Source organism: Endozoicomonas arenosclerae (assembly GCF_001562015.1).
In the GTDB taxonomy this organism is placed as follows: Bacteria; Pseudomonadota; Gammaproteobacteria; order Pseudomonadales; family Endozoicomonadaceae; genus Endozoicomonas_A; species Endozoicomonas_A arenosclerae.
Genome location: NZ_LASA01000137.1, coordinates 1 through 17,550 on the forward strand (window position 1 = coordinate 1; position 17,550 = coordinate 17,550).

The window sequence follows — 17,550 nt, forward strand, 5'->3', positions numbered from 1 at the left end:
GCTATGAAAACATGATGACCCCTTACGAAAAGTTCCTGTCACTGAAGGAACCAGAACAGTACCTGAAAGAAGGGATTACACTGGACCAACTAAAGGACAAAGCGGAAGCCATGACCGATAATGAAGCGGCCAGAAAGCTGCAACAAGCCAGAGAAATCCTGTTTCAATTAGTTCATGAGCGACAAGCCGAGGGTTAGGTAGTAGTACCTGCCTTCAGGCTCATTTCAGGATTGGAAAATACTCCTTGGTACTGTATTTCTTCGCAGTCGTCATCCATCGGAATCAGCAGTTCAAACTCTAAAAGCAGCTCTCCCAACTCCTCCCCGATAGATTCCAAAGCATTCCTTGCCAGCTCTTCCTCATCTGACAACAACCGTTCGACTTCAACCTGGTCAATGGTTCTTGCCACATTCTCACTTCTCAATCTCAGTACCTGAAGTCTATGGATTGGATCGGCGCTCATACAGATTCACTCCCTGATTTTTTTACTGTATAAATAAACAGTTATTTTTACTGTAAATATATACAGTAAAACTCCTATGTCGTCCAAATGATTTTATTGCGACCTTTACTCTGAAGTGGAAAATTCACTTTGTATATCCGTCCTTAGAACGGATATTTGTAACTATTTGTTACTAAGTCACCTTGGTATTCGCTTATTGCTCGTTCGTTCATCATCTGTGAAAATGGTCTTGTTCTTCGCCTGCCGTGCTCAACACACGACATAGGCGGCAACATTAGCCGTCAGGACAGAACTCGCTATGTCGGGTGTCCTGGCTCATACAAGACCGTTCGCGGGAAAAGTCAGGGGAGTGCTATGTGCTCTGTTGAAGCACCCGGCATTACCCGTGCCTGGAAGTACCGTATTGAGGTTGTTGATGAGTATTTCCGAGGGGTTGTGTGCCCACTGTATACACAATACAGAAAAGCCCCGTATCTACCTCACAGACCGTGAGAGCGATTGTTTTCAGCTATATATGCAAGGGGCATCATTCAGAGAAGCGGCTCAGGAGCTGGATATCAACTGGCGTACTGTGCATACTCACCACAAAAGCATCAGGAAGAAAATGGAAGTTCAATCCACCAGTCGATTCGATTTTTTTAAACAGGCCTTCAGGATGAATCTTGTCCGAATGTGCTTCTATTCTGGGTAATCAACTCTCTTTTCACGTTATAAGTCAGGGCAGAATTTTTATAGAAAGCTTGACCTTTAAAGGCGCTTTTTATTACGTTATAAAAAAATACAAATAACAGGAAAGTGCATGTACGTTGTTGACTCGGAAGTTGATTCTCACCACGCTCTGGTACAAGCAATATATGATAAAATCATACAGGTAAGCAGCCGGGTTCTGAGAAGTGCACAAACTTTTAATATTGATATTCTAAAATTAGAAGATCCCAGTTATACAGAAATGGCTGCCTCCTTAGAAAAAGTTTGCAATCTAATTGAGCATTTGATAAAAACTCATGACCTCGAAACTCATGAGTGGACATTGACCAAAGCAAGAGATTACACAGAATTTGTTGCCAATGTCGCTAAAGCTATAGCAGCAGATGACGAAGTAGAATTAGAAAGACTAACTAAAGAAATGAATACAAGGAGCTTCCTGTGAAAACCATGACCACAAAGGAAATCAGTCAAGAGATTTTCAGGTTACTGGACAGAGTTGGAGAGCTTGCAGATAAGGCATACCAGGCTCACTTAAAGACTTCTGAAGAAGTACTCAAAAAAGCAGCCTAACTACTAAAGAAGCACATAGAAATAAGCCCGGCTAATTCCGGGCTTATTTTGTTTTCAGGGGTACTCCCGTACTCGCGCATGTAAGAGCGCCTCTTCAGTCTTCCACCATCTCGGCATATCTTTTATTAAACCTATCTACTTCCAGATGTAACCTCTCCTGGAGCTTATCAAGAGCGGCTTCTTTCTCAGCATCAGAACGGCTGCTATTTTCAATTCGCTCCATACGTTCCCTGATTTTACTGATTCTACCCTTAAACTTTCTCCCTATAGCTGCAGCCCTGATCTGCCCACCAAACTCCTCCCTGTACTCATCTTTCAGGCGATCAGGCAATGAGCGGTATTCATCCCTATACTGGCTGGCATCATTCAACCGTTCGTAAAAGGTGCGAATATCCTGATATTCAGAAACTTTGCCATTAAGCTTGCGCCAGAAAGGAATCTCTCTATCTTCAAGCTCGGAGAACTTCCCATCCATAGCGGCGTTAAGGGCATTGAGACTTCGGCTACCAAAGGCACCTACTCCCCCTGTGGCGAATTCAGCAATATGCTCGATACTGTCGGGGCTGATATCCATCCACCCACTTCTGTAGTCAGTCCCCCCGGTAACTTCATTCAGCCACTGTGAGATCACCTTGAAATGGTCCTTGGTGGATTTCATAGCCTGGGCACTATCCGGTCTTGGTGTGCTCCCGGGAAAACCATCGCGATAGATTGGAGCTCCATAGAAGTTTTCATTAACGGCCAGCTGTACAATAGGCGAAAGAATAGTCGGTGAAACACTTTTGATAATGGCTTTTTCTGGATCTTTGGAGTCTTGTAGGCCGATTGGGTTAAAGGATCCCAGTAACGCTTTAACCATTTCTCCAGACGCTTCGGGAATGCTTTTCTGGTCTCTGGCCAAGTCATCCAACAGGTTGCCGGTTACATGGAAGACGTTATAGCCATATGGAAGCGGAACAGTCCAATACGAACCATCTTCTCGGCCGGGTTTCATCAGAACCAGATTACGCTCTTTTACATGACCTGGTACTTTGTCCCACCAGTTTTCACCGTCGTCATCCTCACCAGCCAGTATCCGGTTAATCTCAGCAATGGCGACCGAGCTCGCGACCAATCCCCCTGCAATTTTCTGAGCTTTCCGTGACTTCATTACCCTGGCAAATTGAGCGGTTCCCTGAACCCCAGCATTGAAGAACATATACAGCGCATTAGCAAAGACTCCTAACTCACCTTTACGGTTAAAATTAACAGTCAGATTCTTGGCAAGACTGGCAGCCTTCTTTCGACTAATGCCAGCTTTACGAGCATTCACATAAGCAGACAGGCGAACCGCATTCTCAACAGCTGCATTTGCATCTTCAACCAAGTCTTTCAGATTATGGAAGCGCTTCAGCAGCTCGCCCTTGGTGGTTCCACTTTCCATTTCGATCAGGCTGCCAAGACGTGATTTTTGACTGTCAAAATCGGTCAGACCAAAGAAGTCGATCTTTCCGCCGTCCGCCTGGAAGTCATCAAACCACTGCTGATACTCAGTAGGTTGTCCAGGCACTTCGCGTAGATTACGCCAAACACCTCGCATGGCGACCGGTACATCTTTGATTACCTGTTTCGCAAGGTCTTGCCCTGCAATACGACCGTCGTCCAAATCCTGTTCAGCCACCACATTCAGCACAGCGGTTTGAATATCCCGTGAAAAGTTAGAGATCACGAATTCAGGGTTGATACTGGTATTCACTAAAGCTAGTGCGCGAACAGTAGTTGAAAGCGTCCTTATCATTTGACCCATTTTTTCAGGCCCAAGATTGTGCATAGCTTCCAGTAGCTGCTGATCTTTCAGCTTGATGTAATACTCTTTACCATCACGCTTAACCGCAAAATAGCTATCACGATCAAACTTCATGAACGGATTTTCTCTATCCACTACTTGCTCAGTGCGAGGGTCAAACATTCGCATGCTGTCGAGCTTATCTTCGCTGAAGACTTCCCAGTAATCTTTATTGGGATTGGCTTCTACCAGCTTCAGGAAAGTCTGCCCAACTTCGTTCTTCCCTTTACGAACTATGGACTCTTCATAGGCGGCCAGAGAGTGCAGTGTCGGGCTTTCAGCCATTGAGCGGCGGCCAAGTGCTCTCATTGACTCTTTTCCCCTGACATCAAAGCCTGAGCCTATATTCTGCCGATGGCTGGCATCGTCCAGCTGATCCCCTCTGCCCTTGAGTGGCACATAATGCTGATAACGAGCCCAGCTGTTTAAAGCTTCGTCTTTTTCCAGCCCGTTGCTTCTCAGTAGCTGTATACGCTGCTTGTTAATTCGATACACGCGATCAGCAAGAGACTGGAGCACAGCTGTTTTTCCCTCCTGATCAAATCGATCAAGAATGCTCTTCGCTTGGTTATTGGTCATACCCGAACCACCATCGGGCATCTGATTATTTATCTTGGCAATATGAGTATTACGCTCTGGCGCATGCTTGGCGTAGAGATACAGATCCAGCTCATCCATATTTACTGAAGAGAGAGCAATGGCTTTAGCCAGTGGCTCTTTATGACTGCGTTCAAATTGACGCAACTCATCAGCCATCTTGCCGTGAGATAACTCCTCTGCAAGATAGGCATCCATATCTTCATTAATGGGGTTCAGGCCTTCATGGGAGACTGCATCCTGTGTGCGCTTCAATGGCTTGTATTTGTCCTGAATCTTGCGAATGAAAGTGTCACGCCAGTTTTCTTCAGAAACGACAAAAGGAGTAGATGCCTGCTGCCCCCCTGTTGCGGCCGAAAGTGAGTAACGATTACTGTCATCGTCCTCGAACTTTTCTGTTTTCCTTTGGTCTATAGTTGTATTGGGCCCTGTTGTGGGATGGAGTGAAACATCGGCAATCACCAGATTGTGCGGATGATCGCCATCGATGCCCGCAGGGTCCTTCTTCCTTGCTCTATGGTCATAAAGCCTCTGCATCTGGTCACTAGAATACTTTCTGACTCTCAAGTCCACGAAGTAATGATCTTCGTTGAGCTGAATCTTCGTTCTCAACTTAATGACTTCACTTATCGTATGTCGCCCTTTTTTATCTGACTGTCGATCAAAGGGAACTGCTTTTTTAACGATCTCCGGGATAACGGGCATCAATCGAACGGCCAGCTCTTGATGCTTATCCAGTGGGCCCGAGGCACTGTGCTTGAATCCCTTTTTATAAAACCAGATTCTTTCTCCAGTTGATTCATTTACAACAGATTCTCCATCAAGCTTTTGAGCCTGTTCCCTCATTTTTTTTCTGAGAAACGACAACCGTCCTTTACGAATCAATTGTCTCGGACTGACTATCAGGGGATTTTTATCAGACAGACTGTAGAGTGATTTTACTTCTGAACCACCCGCTTTCCTTAAAGCGCTCTTACCTTCCTGAATCAAACTCACAACATCGTTGTGAGACCATTTCAGGCCTGGTGCAATAGTCCGAAGAATACTCTTTACCTTACTGATCATTCTGAACAGTAATCCAGACTTAGGGTTGGTTTCTGCCAAGCCCGCAACATACTCCTCAGCTATTCGGATTTTCTGTTCAGCCTTTGATAGCCCAGCTAACTGTTCCTGGTAACGGCTTTCAAGTTCTTGCCTGGCACCTGCAGGAATATCTCGATAGATTCCCGCCATGGTCAAATTCAACTTATTACCCAGCGCCTGCCGAACACCTTTATGACCCACTACCTCATGGAGGATTGTCTTTACTGCGTCATGAGGGTCGCTCAGGTTGCTGGCAATGATGTAGGCAGTGCCGGTTTCAGTGTCAAACAGGCCTTTCACATTGCCGGTTACGCCATCACTTTTTATTTGGGATTGGAGGTTTTCAGGAAGCTCTTTCTCACTGCTCACAGCCTGGACATCAACACCCAACTGTTTGCGCGCTTTTCCAGCAATAAACCGGGCACTGCTGTGTTTAATTCCTTTGCCGCTACCCAACCGATAGCGATTCTCTGATCCTGACTTATCCAGAATCAGGACTTTTGTATTAACTCCAGTTGGCCGGAAAGACGATTTAAAAGCGCCTTCAGGCAGAGATTCAAACACACCGCCTTGCTCTTCAACCCACTCACTAAACTCTCGGTCCTGCTTTCTCTGGCGATCTCCGCTCATTGCAGACATTACAGCCACCAGACGTCCGCCCGGCTTCAGCTGATCAAAAGCATGGTGAACGTGCTGCATATCCTGCCCTTCTTCAAAGGGGGGATTCATTACAATGCGATCGTACTCCCCGACATGCTCCAGAAAGTCCATGCCTTCAGGATTGAACCCTCGAGCCTCTAGGTAATCCCTCAGACGCTTCTGAATCTCAATGACAGTAACTTCTGACTCAGGTTCAGCTTTCCTGATTCCGTCTGCAATATCTCCTTTGCCTGCAGAGGGTTCAAGGACGGACATACCTGGCTGAATGTCGGCATGATCAATAAGGGTTTTCACAACAGGTTCAGGCGTAGGGAAGAATCCGGGAAACTTCTGCCCAACCAACTCAAGCTCCATCTCTTTCAGTCGGTCGCGTTTTACAGCCTCAATACCTTTTTCTACTTCATAGAGTTCACGGAGAGCGAAGCGAAGAGAATTAACCCCTTTAATACCTATCTGAGCCAATCTGTGCTTGACCAAAAAACGCTCATGAATTATTTCTGCAGCTCTCTGAGTATCCCAATCTTTGCCATGAAGACCTGAGTGCCACTGTTTATGGTCTCGTGCAAACGCCTTTATTTTATCTAGATGGCGAGAAAAAACAGGGTTATTCAGATCAATCTTTTCTTGCCTGTTTTTATTGAGAATTCTCGTTAGAGCTTTACCTGTCAGCTTGTAGCCACCAGTATTCTCCATACCCTCTGCCACGTTCTTTAGATAGCTACTGGCCACTTCCATATCAAATTCTGCACCAGCAACCTTCTGATTTACTGTGACATCAGGCTTCCATTCATGACGAATCTCCTCCCCTCTAATCTCCTCTACCAAGTCGCTCTTTTCCCAGACTGCTCTCCACTTAAGCTGTTTTCTGATTTTCAAAAGTTCATTAATCTGGGTATTCGCATTAATCCGGGAGAGAAGCTTAACTATCCCCTGCTCTGCTGCATCAGCTATCTGGCGAAGTAAACGGCCATGAGAAATACTACCTTCTGCAGACTTGATTGCTGAAGCTGCCTCCCTGGCACGTTTGGCGGTATTGGTCTTACGATCCGCATTCAATGCATTCTCGCCACCACGCTCAAAGTCGTCAGCCATCTGGCGAAGCTTTTCTACTCTTCTTTCTTGGGCGCTTTGTTTCTTGTGCTCAATACGGCCAGAAGATTCCGACTCCCCCGAAAGGACATTGAGAAATTGCTGACGAACCTCTTCGCTCTCAAACTGAAATCCTGGAATTGCACCGTTTTTCCTGAAACTGGAATACCAACCACCCAGCGCCTTGGCTTTGTCCCTAACCTCATTAAAACGCTCTTTGTCAACTCGGCCATCCAGCGAAACGACATAAAGGGGAATGCCTTTTTTGGCATGAGTCGTTTCGGCTGTGGTGTAGGCAGTATCACCGGAAATGCCAGACACTTCTGACTTCTTAGTATCCTGTTCTTTTTCACTGTTTAGTCGAGCTTCAACCGTCAGGGAGTCAAGCTGTTCCAGTTGGTCCGGGGTCAGCTCATTAACGCCCTTGTGCTCAATAAAGTATTTGAATTCTTCGAGAGTTTCCGGGTTATCCAATGCTTTCTTTCGGGCTTCCTTCTTCTCTGCTCTCTCTTTCTTTGAAGCTTCTCTTTTGGCTTTCAGGGTATCGAGTTTTTCCTGAGTGACTGATTCAATGACTCTTTTATAAGCCGCTTCTTGAGCCCCCTTTTCAAAACCAAAACTGATGGAGTCATTGGGATTGAAGAATTTGACCAGATTCCAATAAGCGGCATTAACTACACGAGCCTTCTTTTCATTCCTGTATTGATATTCAAAGTAAATACCATTGGCCTGCAGAATGGCCTTCTTGGACATTCCCTCAAGCTCAGCCTTGACCGCCTCCTTGTTTTCAAGCAGCGCCAAACCTGCGGCTATGTGTTGATCAGCGGGCAGCTCACCATTCAACGCTTTGTTGCCTGCGTCAATAAAGTGCTCAAGCGTTGCTTTATTCCAGTCCCGATCAGCTTTCTTGTTTTCCTGATCGCCACTCTTACCTGATTGAGTAGAGGGCGCTAGCGACTCCTTTTTTTCAGAGTTCAGTTCTTTATAGAGTTTTGCCAGCTTGGAACGCGCACCGACCACATTAACCAGCCCGCCCACATCTGCCGTTAATTCATCCAGCTTTTTCAAGACTTTTATGGCTTCAGGGCGATCTGTTTCGATCAGCCTTTCTACCTGCTGAAACGCTTCTGGCATGGCCCACTTACGGGTATCCTTTGCAAGCGTTTCCCGGTTGCTGCGCAAATGTTCAGCCACCTCGCCCACAAGCCCGCCAAGCTCTTTCAGGGATTGATTGAAAGCTTTCTTTTTCCTGTCTGCCTGCTGCTTGGCCTGATCCTGCTCGACCTGTTCAGTTGAGCGAGCATCAAGCACTGCTTTCTTTACCTGGACCCGGGCAAACTCTTTTGCATCCACCATTCGTTGATGGGCTTTATCATCTGCTGAAGATCTTTTTTCTGCCTGGCGCACATTGAATTTATCCCGTCCTGCAATATGCGATGAAGCCACACCAGAGCGTACCTGGAAGTAGTCTTTTTCTGCTTTCAGATAATCTTGTTTGTATTGGGTAATGGCATTCTGAAGGGCAGCTTTCTGCTGATCGGTTTCAGCCAGCTTCAAGGACTCGTTATAGATGTCTTGAATATCATTGATGAATTGTTCGCTGTAAGACTTGGCAGCACTTCGATTGCTGTGCTGAAAGGCTTCCTGGGCTTCTTTTAGGTGGTACTCATCCTGAGAGACGATGCCGTCTGAACTTTTTGCCGAGGCTACTTCTGGCTTTGCTGTTTCTCCTGGCCTCTCTTGCGCTTCGACTCCATTAAGGCTCTGGCTGCTGCTTTCGCTTGAGCTGGTGTTATCGTGGGTTTCGGCTTCTGTTCTGAGCTGTCCTGCTGTTCTTTCAAGGTCTGATTCCTCTACTTTATTATTCTGCTCATGGGCTGCAGCTTCATCCATTACTAACTGCTGCTGAGCTTCTGCAATCAGCTCCCAGTCTGACTCGTTAAAGGTATGAGTGTCCAGCCCCGTTATTTCATTAATATAGTCAAAGTCCACCGGCTCCCATTGATCGAACCATGCTTCAGGCAATGCATTGGTCTGTCGCTCCTGTTCGATTCGAGCCTGGTCCTGATTCAGAAATTCTGGAGCCTGGAAGATTGGATCGTTCTCAGCTTCATCCAAGAGGCGAGCAACTTCACGCCGATAAGTTGGAGAAAGCTCTTCCCCCTTCAGAGCTGCATTTACTGCAGGTGCGGTGATTCTGTTAGTGAGAGCCGTAGGCGTGTGTCGACTGTCTTCGATAGATTGCCCGGTGAAATCGGCAAACATTGGGCGACCAGCCAGTTCATTATCAATTGCCTGGCTCAGCTCATTCACCGTCATCTCTCTGCCGTCAATCTGAAAACCATCTTCATACATAGCGGTGGCCATATCATCGAGGGTCATTCCACCATTCTTTCTGAGATACTGGCTTGGCAGCCCTTTGAGCTCTTTTTCCTTTACTTTGAATCTCAGGCTTTCTGCAATAGTATCTTCAACGCTTTCAGCTCTGACTCCCTTCAAACGACGAATAGCCATTAACACAGTTTCATCTTCAGGAAGGTTTTTCCGGCGACTGGTAACTTGCTCCTGGTGAGCCAGCTCCGCGACTCCACTCAAGTATTCACGATAGGCAGGAGATTCCAGTCGGCTGTCTGGTAAACCTGAAACTTTCTGAAGCGGGAACTCCTTATGGAGCAGTTTGTCTCTGGCCTTGAGACTTTCAGCCTGAACTTCTGCAACTTCTAGATCAAATGCCTGCTGTCTTTTCTGCTCTACTTCTTCTATCGCCAGCTGCTCTTGTTCATACTGAGCTTGAAGTTCTCCTTCAATGCCTCCGGCTAAATCATCTGTTCTTGAAAACTCTATGGCATTGTCAGGCTGAAAGGTTTGCTCTTGCCTGGGTACCAGAGAAAGACTCTCGGCTGGCTGCTGGGTAAAATCAATAGAGCTTTCATATTCGTACTCAGACTCCGGCTGATGTTCAGGGATTTGGGTTATTGAATAGTCAATAGAGCCGTCTGTCTTAACTTGCTGGCGAGCGGCCTCAATAGCTTGTCCTGCAGCTTCACTAGCTGCCTGAGCCTGCTGAAGGGCATCCCCGCCTTGTTCTTTTACTTGCTGTCTGGCGCTTTCTGCAACTTCTGAGGGTGAAGGCATAGAGTTTCGCCTGCCTTCCGTCATCTTGCCAGCCAGCTGCCCCGCTCCCGTCATGGTGCCGCCCATTGCAGCCCCAGCAACAAAAGCCTCATCCCAGTTTTCTGGAATCTTTACATCCCCAGACACACCATATTCAGTTGCAGTTTCCTGTGCGACCTCTGTCAGACCTTCACCAAGAGCTCCTTTTGCAATAGTCTTTGCAACACCTTGCTTAACTGGCTCTTTTAGCAGGCCTGCAACCCCTCTGGGAACAATTGACTCTAGAACTGTACTACCCAAACCTGCAGCTGCGGCACGAGTAAGATTCTTTTCTTCACCCCGCTCTTCTTGTTGATCAACAATATCTCCTGTGTTTGATAAAGTGATCGCACCAAATGCTGCAGGATTACCTGTGGCCAGTGCCGCCATATAAGGGGCAGAATTTGCCAGACGCTCTCCAATATACTTCACGCCTGAGCCCAAGCCATTTACATCCTTGTAGCTGGCAACTTCTGGTTGCCACTCAGCGGCCTCATCAAGTTGAGCGTCTCCATAATCATCAATAGCACCATCAGTACTGAAAGGGTTGTTACGCATTTCCTCATCTGATACATCTCTGAAGAAAGAAGCTATTGGACGTTTATGCCAAGGCTGTTCATCCGCTGGAATATTTGGATCAGCACCAAAAGCTGCCAGCCCTTTTGCAGCTCCACCAATGACACGACGTGTGCCCGATTCAAAAGCGCCCACGTCACTCTCTTGCGGCATATCCCATTCATCAGGGATATTAAAGGATGGCTTCTGCTCTTCAGCCTGCCCCCAATCATCAGGGATCGTAAACTTGTTCTCGCTCATACTTATCTGGCCGTCCATGCATTGATAGCGTCTTTGCGGGTTGCGCTGGGGTTTGCTCTGAGGAATGAAGAAACATGCTGTGCGGTCATGCCTTCAGGAAGAGGTAGAGCCTGACCCGGTGCTGGCTGATCATGTTTTGGTTGATCGAGGACAGGTATTTTTCTCATACCACCCGCCGACTCATCATAGATATAAGTATCTTCGCCCTGTTTATCACCCCACTCGTTATACTTACCCTGAGTTATAAATTTCGATTTCTTACTACTTCCGGAGAAACCGCTAAGCGCTGCCTCAGCCTCCAGCATGTACTGAGCCATGTCAGGATCGTTCATCAGATCACCGAAGATCGCATCACGATCAACAGCCATATAGGGGTCTTGAGGATTACTGCTTCGATCACGACTGAGATAGCTCACGCTGACTTCATTACCTTGCTCGTCATAAGTGGTGATTTCCGGTAAAAACCGTCCATCTTGTCGAGGCTCTAGCCCGGTCATTACTTTGGTCTGCCCAGGCTTCGCGCCATTCTGCAACATGGCTCGTCGTGCTGGATTGGTATTCCAGGCACCAATATAAGCCTGGACAAGTCCGTTCATTGCTTGGGTATCGTTGTTGCTCTTGGCTCGAGTATAGGCAGCTGCAATGCGCTTCAAGTTGGCTTGCTGACTTTTCTGAGAGCTCTGATTGACTTGATGTTGTAATTGTTTTTTCTGAAGCGCTCTGATGCCTTTGGAAGCATCAAAGTTTTGCTGCCAACGTTTATCTAAAACTCCATCACGCTCTTTTCTGTAATCAAAGTTTTCCTGGTGTCGAAGGTCTTGAACTCCGTCGCGACTTTTCCGGTAATCAAGTGTTTCTTGATGACGGGTATCTTGAACAGCATCGCGCTCTTTTCTGTAGTTCAGGCTATCTTGATAACGCTGGTCGGCTGCAGTATCGCGGCTTCGCTGGTATTCCCTGTCTTCGAGCCGCATGTCGAAAAGCTGCTTTTGTATTTGCCGGTTGTATGCCCGGTCTTCCTGATCGTTCTTGATAGCCTGAGCCTGACGAAATATTCCCAAACCACGACCCAGACCATTGGCGAAAGCATTGCTATCCATTAACCCTTTCTCCCTTCAATTTTTTTCAGCCGCTTATCCAGATCTCGGATAGCACCAAGACCAAGACTGTTCATGTCGCCAAGATCAATTGTCTTTCCGTCTGAAATGCTGGCAGGCGCATCATCCGCCATCGGCCCTATATGACCTTGCTCACGACGACCACCAGACATACCCGGCTTATAGTCGTATTCGTGATTCTCTATCTTGCGAACGTCAGCCATATCCTGATCATCAGTCCGGGGCTTGATATTGGTTTTCTTTTTCCGCTCAGACATCATTGCCATTGCAGCGATAGAGGCTACTGTTCCGGCTGTCTGGTAGTTCTGAGAGGTTTGCTGAGCTGCTGCATTGGTATTCTGCTGATTGCGCGCGCTTTCCATTCCAGCGGCCTGATTTAAAGTGCCAAGCCCTTCAGCCTGAACTCCGCGACCGATAGCGAGCATGTTGGAACGCAAATAACCCTGCAGGGTTTCTGCATTCTGTCGTGCAGTACTTGAGGCTCCCATGGTCGCTGTGTTTCGCCCCATGGATCTTTTGAACTCAAGCGACTTCTTCTGTTCTGGCGTCAACTGCATTCCATAGCTGGCAAGGTTTCGCTCTGCCCCCCCCTGACTGGCATCAAAGCTTTTTCCAGCGTCATGGGCGGCGTCTTTTGCAGAGTTGCTGACAAAGTTTTTATCCAAAGCAACGCCAACAAGCTCACGCTCAATTGGCTGGAAAACTTCGCGGTAGTTTTGATCAATCTTGCGAGCCTGCTCAGCTTGCCGGGTTTGAAGTGTGTGATCTGTTGCAGCTTCAACATCCATACACATGATCGGCCTCCCTTGCTGGAACAGCGGTTAAATGTTTTTGATAAAAGCGGTGTTGTTGTTCAGAGGTTTGGACTGCCCCTGCATGTTTAACTTTGGTGTCTGAGGTTGGTTGAGCCAGTAGCCTGCCCCAATTCCCGCCACGGTTCCTACAGCTGATGATTTAGTGGCATCCTTGCTGGCGTCAGCATTTGCCTTGGTCACGCTCTCGGCATATTCCCGGGCAGCAGCGTTACCATAATTCTGTGTTGCTGTCTGAGATTGCCCGCGACCCATCTGAGCAACACCCAGCTTGCGATTCACTTCGGTATTTTTTGCAAGCAATTCGCCCTGCGAGCTTGCATCAGCAGTAGATACAGAGTCACCGACACCTTTATCTATGAGTGCTTTTTTCATTACGGGCGCTGCTCCCGCACCAACACCAAAACTGCTTCGAGCTTCACGGGCTGAGGCTGCGGCAACATTTTTGTTGTGCTGTCTAAAACTCTCAGTGCCCAGTTCACGGCTTTTAGAAACAGCCTCTTTTGCTAGAGGATCGTATATTGTTTCGTAGTCCCTGAGCTGTTGGTCAGAGAGTTCAACCATTTGTTTTTCCATGGGGCCGACTTCTGCCTCTGGAGCATCACTGCTCATACACATGTGTTATTCCCTCTCAGTTCCTGGACATATTCGGTAAAAGATTCGTTATCTCGATAAACGGCCTGACGTATCGCAACGGCTGCTTTTTGTCGCCATTCAAAACCACCCACCAAAAAAGCAAGATGAATAATCAAGTCGGTAATAACGGAACGAATGATGTAGCTCACTCTCAAGTCTCTGCAGTTGCCCTGCTCTTCAAGCGTGTTGGCGTCTAGCCAGGTGTAAAGACGCTCCTCCATAACTGGATGCAGGCTTTGAATATGGGTTTGATAGAATTGGTTCTTAGGAATTTCGACTAATGCAAAACGCATCATTCGGTTAATAGCTTCGTTGTTTACTGGCTTATCTCGATCAATAAGATCGTCCCAGACTTGGCTGATAGAAATCAGTTTGTAGGCGAGATCAATGGCAGAGGCATCATCATCAAGCCAGAACCTTATTAGCTCGTGTTGTTGTTCAGAATCCATATTCAATGCTCAGAACTGTTTTTACATACAGTCTGTATATTTTAACAGTCAGGTAGAAAGAAGAGAAAAAAAGGGAGGGACACTATTTCTAATATATTTCAATAAGTTACAGCCAAGCAGAAAGAATAATATCTCTCTCTGTAACTTCTGGAAGCTGTTCTTTGAATAAAGTTGCCTTTCTATGCAAAGCAGCTCCCCTGACAGCCCGCTTGCTCTTTACTGCTGCATAAATGCTTTCAAGATCCGCTCTACTGAAAGCTGCAACGGTATTGTTTGCAAGTGTCCATTGAAGTGTTTCACCGGTTCCCAGATCATCCCAGTATTCGATAGCATTTTGCATTCTTTCCATAGACACCTGATCAGCATCAAAGGCACCTTGCTGAACTTCAATCGGAGAAGACTCAATTTCGTCACGAACCTGATTAATTCTTTCACGACTAACTTGTGTGGCAGCTAGCGGGTCATGCACGCCTAACGATGGCATTTATTTCAGCCTCCATGTATGGGAAGTTAATAAATCGGAAGTAGAAGCTGCCTTCTTCTATTGAGCTCCATTCAATATATCCATCATCAACCTGAACCTGTCCGCCTGGATAATAAAGTGTGGTTCCTGTCGGAATGCCTTCAACCCGAAGTACTTCGCTTACATCTATCTCGTGATCCTCATACTGAAGATTCATTAAAGGTCTATCTTTCGGTTCTTCGGCCTCAATATATTGAGTGGCTGCATCCACTTTTTTAAAAACAATGCTCGCATCTGGGTAAACCTGCAACTGCAATTCAATATCAGCTTTTTGAGGAGCATCAACTGTCATAAGTACTTCACCAGTGTCTGGTTTATATAAGCATCCATACATTTGAGTCACCTCATGTGAAAATTGACAGCAATTTCATTGTAAATTTTTGGATGTAGCCAATAACTGTACCCATAAGGAACAAATGGAATCGGATCTTGACCATCAGATATACCTTGCAGCCTTACCTTTAAGGTTCCACCGCCTGAAACAGGGTAAAGCAAATGAATACAAGTCAAGTCATGAGTGTAATAATTATTTGAACTATCAAGATTAAAATCATAAACGCCAACATTAAATCTTGCTGTTGCTGCAAGTCCATCGTTCAAATAAATATTAAAATACGGTTCAGGATTAACACCCAGTGTGATTGCAGTATTGTTAAGAGCTGACCACAAATCCGGAACCAGCTTTACCGGGATAACCAATTCAACCATATTGGCAAATACAGGAAGAGACACATAAAAAGTAAAATCATTTGAGTTAGCACCACCACCTATAAATGTGGTGCTGATCACTGCGCCATCCTTGATATTGATGGATCTGACTGCATCAATATTATCTGCAGAGAAAGCGCCGGAAAAAGTACCTTGTCCAGCATCCATATCACCGCGAATGATTGCATTTCCATCATTTATTTCAATTAGACCTGGCATTAAGCAGTCCCGGTATTTCTTATGTAACGAACTAATATGTAGGCATTATGGTTGTGGCCAGCTGAAGCAGTATGGAGAGCCAAAGTGTGTTGACCAGCACCGAGATTAACCAAACCACTTAGAGGTGAGCCAAGCCCCTGACCTTGCTTAAAGCTGATGAGTCGGGGCTGAAGCCCGCCATTGATATACAGAGATGATTTAGTCCCAGAGCAAGCGGCAAACCATTCAGTCCAAGCACCTTCTGGAACTTGGATAACGGATGATACAACATGCTCTCCCTGTGAAAATGACCTGTTTGGGTAGACGTAAGAATAAGTTGAATACGTTACAGCACCGCCTTCAATATTTACTGTATCAACTGCCTCAATAGCATCTGATGTGAGTTTAAATTTTGCTTGCCCCGTAGCTCCTTTCAATTGCCCCCTGAAAAGAACCGAATCCATTTCAAAATAACTCATCGGTATACCAAATCTAATCGCATCCGTACATTATTGAAATGCATGGCAATGTTGTAACCTACATCGGGAACATAAAACTGGAAGGTCACAGTATTTACTCCAACTCCTGCTGGTAAAATAAACTCCAACCCCCAATTATTGCTATGAGAGTGCAAATGGTGCACAGCCGCTTTAGACTCATATCGTGAGACCCCATTTACCAGCACTCTTATTGAAGACCAGCGAGTATGCTCGCTACCGTGGTTGAGATCCGTAACCCAGAAGTAGCAGTACAGAGCTGCTTTAATTCGAATAGTCCCGTAATCACCTGCTGGTAAATTTATATTTGCACTACCAAGAGTTCCCCATACATTTTGCCCTACATTCACCTGGCCTGGTGTATGGACAGCCACAGACCTTGCAACGCTATGACCACCAAGATTTATATTTTTTACAGCATTAACAGCTTGTGCTGTTAACTTGCCTCGAAAGGTGCCATTCAGTGCACTGACATTCCCCGCAAAAACTGCATCATTCAATTCTGCCCGAAAATCTTTTTCAACATAGATACCATCCGACCGGTAGTAGCCCAGCCGGACGGTACCTACTTTTTTATGATCCACCCCGACTGCCCAGCAACATAATTATCACTTTTGATTTCATTGCCGATCATTGCATTAGTTATGAATCCGTCAGTGATATGCGTTCTCAAAAAATTAGCAACATCTCCATTGATCTTTTCAACGTTCAGTTTTTTGATGGCAGCACTTTCAATTGTTGCATCCTTGATACTGGCTCCATCCATCACTACTTTTTCACCATCGATAACGAAAGTCAGAGACGTTTTCCCGGGCGCACCCACCGCAAAAACATCCTGCCTAAAAATCATGGATGACTGGTCACCATCATTGATCGATGTATATCCGGATACATAACCATCAACATCCAGCTTAAAGGTGTATTGTGCTTTGATAGATCCAATATCATCAGACTGACTAGCGCTTGTTTCACTCAAGGACTGGATAGAAGCAGTATGCTCTCCAATAGTTGTCTGCACAGTATTAAGATTGCTGGCAAGTGCGTTGTCACCTTGAACTCTGGCCTGTTGCTCAGACTGGATAGCTGCCTTTCTTTCTGTAGACTCATCAGACAAATCAGATTTAACGGAGTTGATCTGTGTCCCCAAAGCTTCGTCAGCTGAGACTCTGGCCTGCTGCTCAATTTGAATTGCAGAGGTGCGGTTGTTAGTTTCATCAGACAAATCAGAAATAACCGTATCAACACGATTAGCTTGAGCGGTTATTGATTCTGAAAGCTCATTGTCTTTCGCGACTCTGGCCTGCTGCTCAGACTGAATTGCTGCAGTGCGTTGCTGTGTTTCTGTTGAAAGATCTGAGGCTACAGTGGTTATTCTTTCAGCTTCTGCTGTGATCTTGCCATCTAGCAGCCTGTCGGACTTGAACCCATAAACGCAGTTCAAGTAATTTCAGACTCTGACTATTCCGGAGAGAACTTATAAAACCCTCTCCGGCGCATTACATTTTCAACTTGTCCTTATGATTTTTCTCACTCTTGGCCTCAGATCAGCCCAATAGTGCCACAGATAAGTCGCCAACAAGACCAGTTCCAACCACTGCTCTTCATTCACTTGTTTCAGGCTGAACATCCGCCTCAAGTTATACGC

At 46.2% G+C, this 17,550-nt stretch carries 15 protein-coding genes; 3 read left to right on the forward strand and 12 right to left on the reverse strand.

Annotation, left to right across the window (positions count from 1 at the left end; all coding sequences use genetic code 11):
- Nucleotides 1-197, forward strand: a 197-nt coding sequence (locus tag WG89_RS20965; RefSeq protein ID WP_062269480.1) for a hypothetical protein, incomplete at its 5' end; no start/stop codon positions are given.
- Here WG89_RS20965 and WG89_RS20970 read toward each other — a convergent pair.
- Nucleotides 194-463 carry a hypothetical protein gene (locus tag WG89_RS20970; protein ID WP_062269482.1) on the reverse strand — a complete coding sequence of 90 codons (270 nt, stop codon included), beginning with the start codon at nt 461-463 and terminating at the stop codon, nt 194-196. The genes WG89_RS20965 and WG89_RS20970 overlap by 4 nt on opposite strands.
- Nucleotides 464-761: 298 nt before the next feature.
- Between WG89_RS20970 and WG89_RS20975 the strand changes: the two genes are divergently transcribed.
- Together WG89_RS20975 and WG89_RS20980 are read left to right on the forward strand one after the other, a co-directional pair.
- Nucleotides 762-1,154, forward strand: a complete 393-nt coding sequence (locus tag WG89_RS20975; protein WP_079253960.1) for a response regulator transcription factor — start codon at nt 762-764, stop codon at nt 1,152-1,154.
- A gap of 108 nt (nt 1,155-1,262) precedes the next feature.
- A complete protein-coding gene (locus tag WG89_RS20980) occupies nt 1,263-1,613 on the forward strand; it encodes a hypothetical protein (RefSeq protein ID WP_062269486.1) in 351 nt (116 codons plus the stop codon).
- A 222-nt stretch (nt 1,614-1,835) separates the two neighbouring features.
- Here WG89_RS20980 and WG89_RS20985 read toward each other — a convergent pair whose 3' ends face one another.
- The 11 genes from WG89_RS20985 to WG89_RS21035 all read right to left on the reverse strand — a co-directional run bounded on the left by WG89_RS20985 (nt 1,836) and on the right by WG89_RS21035 (nt 17,346).
- On the reverse strand, nt 1,836-10,964 hold the full coding sequence (locus WG89_RS20985) for an SAM-dependent methyltransferase (protein WP_062269488.1): 9,129 nt from the start codon (nt 10,962-10,964) through the stop codon (nt 1,836-1,838).
- 2 nt (nt 10,965-10,966) lie between these two features.
- Nucleotides 10,967-12,064 (reverse strand): hypothetical protein, encoded by a 1,098-nt coding sequence (locus tag WG89_RS20990; protein ID WP_062269489.1) that lies wholly within the window; start codon nt 12,062-12,064, stop codon nt 10,967-10,969.
- A complete protein-coding gene (locus WG89_RS20995; RefSeq protein ID WP_062269491.1) occupies nt 12,064-12,876 on the reverse strand; it encodes a tail fiber domain-containing protein in 813 nt (270 codons plus the stop codon). The genes WG89_RS20990 and WG89_RS20995 overlap by 1 nt, the downstream gene beginning before the upstream one ends.
- Before the next feature lie 27 nt (nt 12,877-12,903).
- Entirely contained in the window at nt 12,904-13,506 is a 603-nt protein-coding gene (locus WG89_RS21000) for a hypothetical protein (protein ID WP_062269492.1), read from the reverse strand.
- Nucleotides 13,503-13,979 carry a hypothetical protein gene (locus WG89_RS21005; RefSeq protein WP_062269494.1) on the reverse strand — a complete coding sequence of 159 codons (477 nt, stop codon included), beginning with the start codon at nt 13,977-13,979 and terminating at the stop codon, nt 13,503-13,505. The genes WG89_RS21000 and WG89_RS21005 overlap by 4 nt, the downstream gene beginning before the upstream one ends.
- Nucleotides 13,980-14,085: 106 nt before the next feature.
- Entirely contained in the window at nt 14,086-14,463 is a 378-nt protein-coding gene (locus WG89_RS21010) for a DUF4376 domain-containing protein (protein WP_079253962.1), read from the reverse strand.
- Nucleotides 14,441-14,794: a hypothetical protein gene (locus WG89_RS21015; RefSeq protein WP_062269498.1), complete on the reverse strand. Its 354-nt coding sequence runs from the start codon at nt 14,792-14,794 to the stop codon at nt 14,441-14,443. Before WG89_RS21015 ends, WG89_RS21010 begins: the two co-directional genes overlap by 23 nt.
- Nucleotides 14,795-14,841: 47 nt before the next feature.
- Nucleotides 14,842-15,429, reverse strand: coding sequence for a hypothetical protein (locus tag WG89_RS21020; RefSeq protein ID WP_062269500.1), 588 nt, complete (start codon nt 15,427-15,429; stop codon nt 14,842-14,844).
- A complete protein-coding gene (locus WG89_RS21025) occupies nt 15,429-15,887 on the reverse strand; it encodes a hypothetical protein (RefSeq protein ID WP_062269501.1) in 459 nt (152 codons plus the stop codon). The genes WG89_RS21020 and WG89_RS21025 overlap by 1 nt, the downstream gene beginning before the upstream one ends.
- The gene (locus tag WG89_RS21030) at nt 15,884-16,489 is read right to left on the reverse strand and encodes a hypothetical protein (RefSeq protein ID WP_062269503.1); all 606 of its coding nucleotides are present in this window, start codon (nt 16,487-16,489) and stop codon (nt 15,884-15,886) included. Before WG89_RS21030 ends, WG89_RS21025 begins: the two co-directional genes overlap by 4 nt.
- Nucleotides 16,471-17,346: a phage tail tip fiber protein gene (locus tag WG89_RS21035; RefSeq protein WP_062269505.1), complete on the reverse strand. Its 876-nt coding sequence runs from the start codon at nt 17,344-17,346 to the stop codon at nt 16,471-16,473. Before WG89_RS21035 ends, WG89_RS21030 begins: the two co-directional genes overlap by 19 nt.
- Nucleotides 17,347-17,550: the final 204 nt, after the last annotated feature.

Bases quoted from the DNA above. Each gene is read 5' to 3' on its own strand.
- WG89_RS21010 (WP_079253962.1), bottom strand. From the start codon at position 14,463: ATGCCATCGTTAGGCGTGCATGACCCGCTAGCTGCCACACAAGTTAGT.
- WG89_RS21020 (WP_062269500.1), bottom strand. From the start codon at position 15,429: ATGCCAGGTCTAATTGAAATAAATGATGGAAATGCAATCATTCGCGGT.
- WG89_RS21005 (WP_062269494.1), bottom strand. From the start codon at position 13,979: ATGGATTCTGAACAACAACACGAGCTAATAAGGTTCTGGCTTGATGAT.
- WG89_RS21000 (WP_062269492.1), bottom strand. From the start codon at position 13,506: ATGAGCAGTGATGCTCCAGAGGCAGAAGTCGGCCCCATGGAAAAACAA.
- WG89_RS20980 (WP_062269486.1), top strand. From the start codon at position 1,263: ATGTACGTTGTTGACTCGGAAGTTGATTCTCACCACGCTCTGGTACAA.
- WG89_RS20995 (WP_062269491.1), bottom strand. From the start codon at position 12,876: ATGTGTATGGATGTTGAAGCTGCAACAGATCACACACTTCAAACCCGG.
- WG89_RS21025 (WP_062269501.1), bottom strand. From the start codon at position 15,887: ATGAGTTATTTTGAAATGGATTCGGTTCTTTTCAGGGGGCAATTGAAA.
- WG89_RS21015 (WP_062269498.1), bottom strand. From the start codon at position 14,794: ATGACAGTTGATGCTCCTCAAAAAGCTGATATTGAATTGCAGTTGCAG.
- WG89_RS20970 (WP_062269482.1), bottom strand. From the start codon at position 463: ATGAGCGCCGATCCAATCCATAGACTTCAGGTACTGAGATTGAGAAGT.
- WG89_RS20985 (WP_062269488.1), bottom strand. From the start codon at position 10,964: ATGAGCGAGAACAAGTTTACGATCCCTGATGATTGGGGGCAGGCTGAA.
- WG89_RS20975 (WP_079253960.1), top strand. From the start codon at position 762: ATGTCGGGTGTCCTGGCTCATACAAGACCGTTCGCGGGAAAAGTCAGG.
- WG89_RS20990 (WP_062269489.1), bottom strand. From the start codon at position 12,064: ATGGATAGCAATGCTTTCGCCAATGGTCTGGGTCGTGGTTTGGGAATA.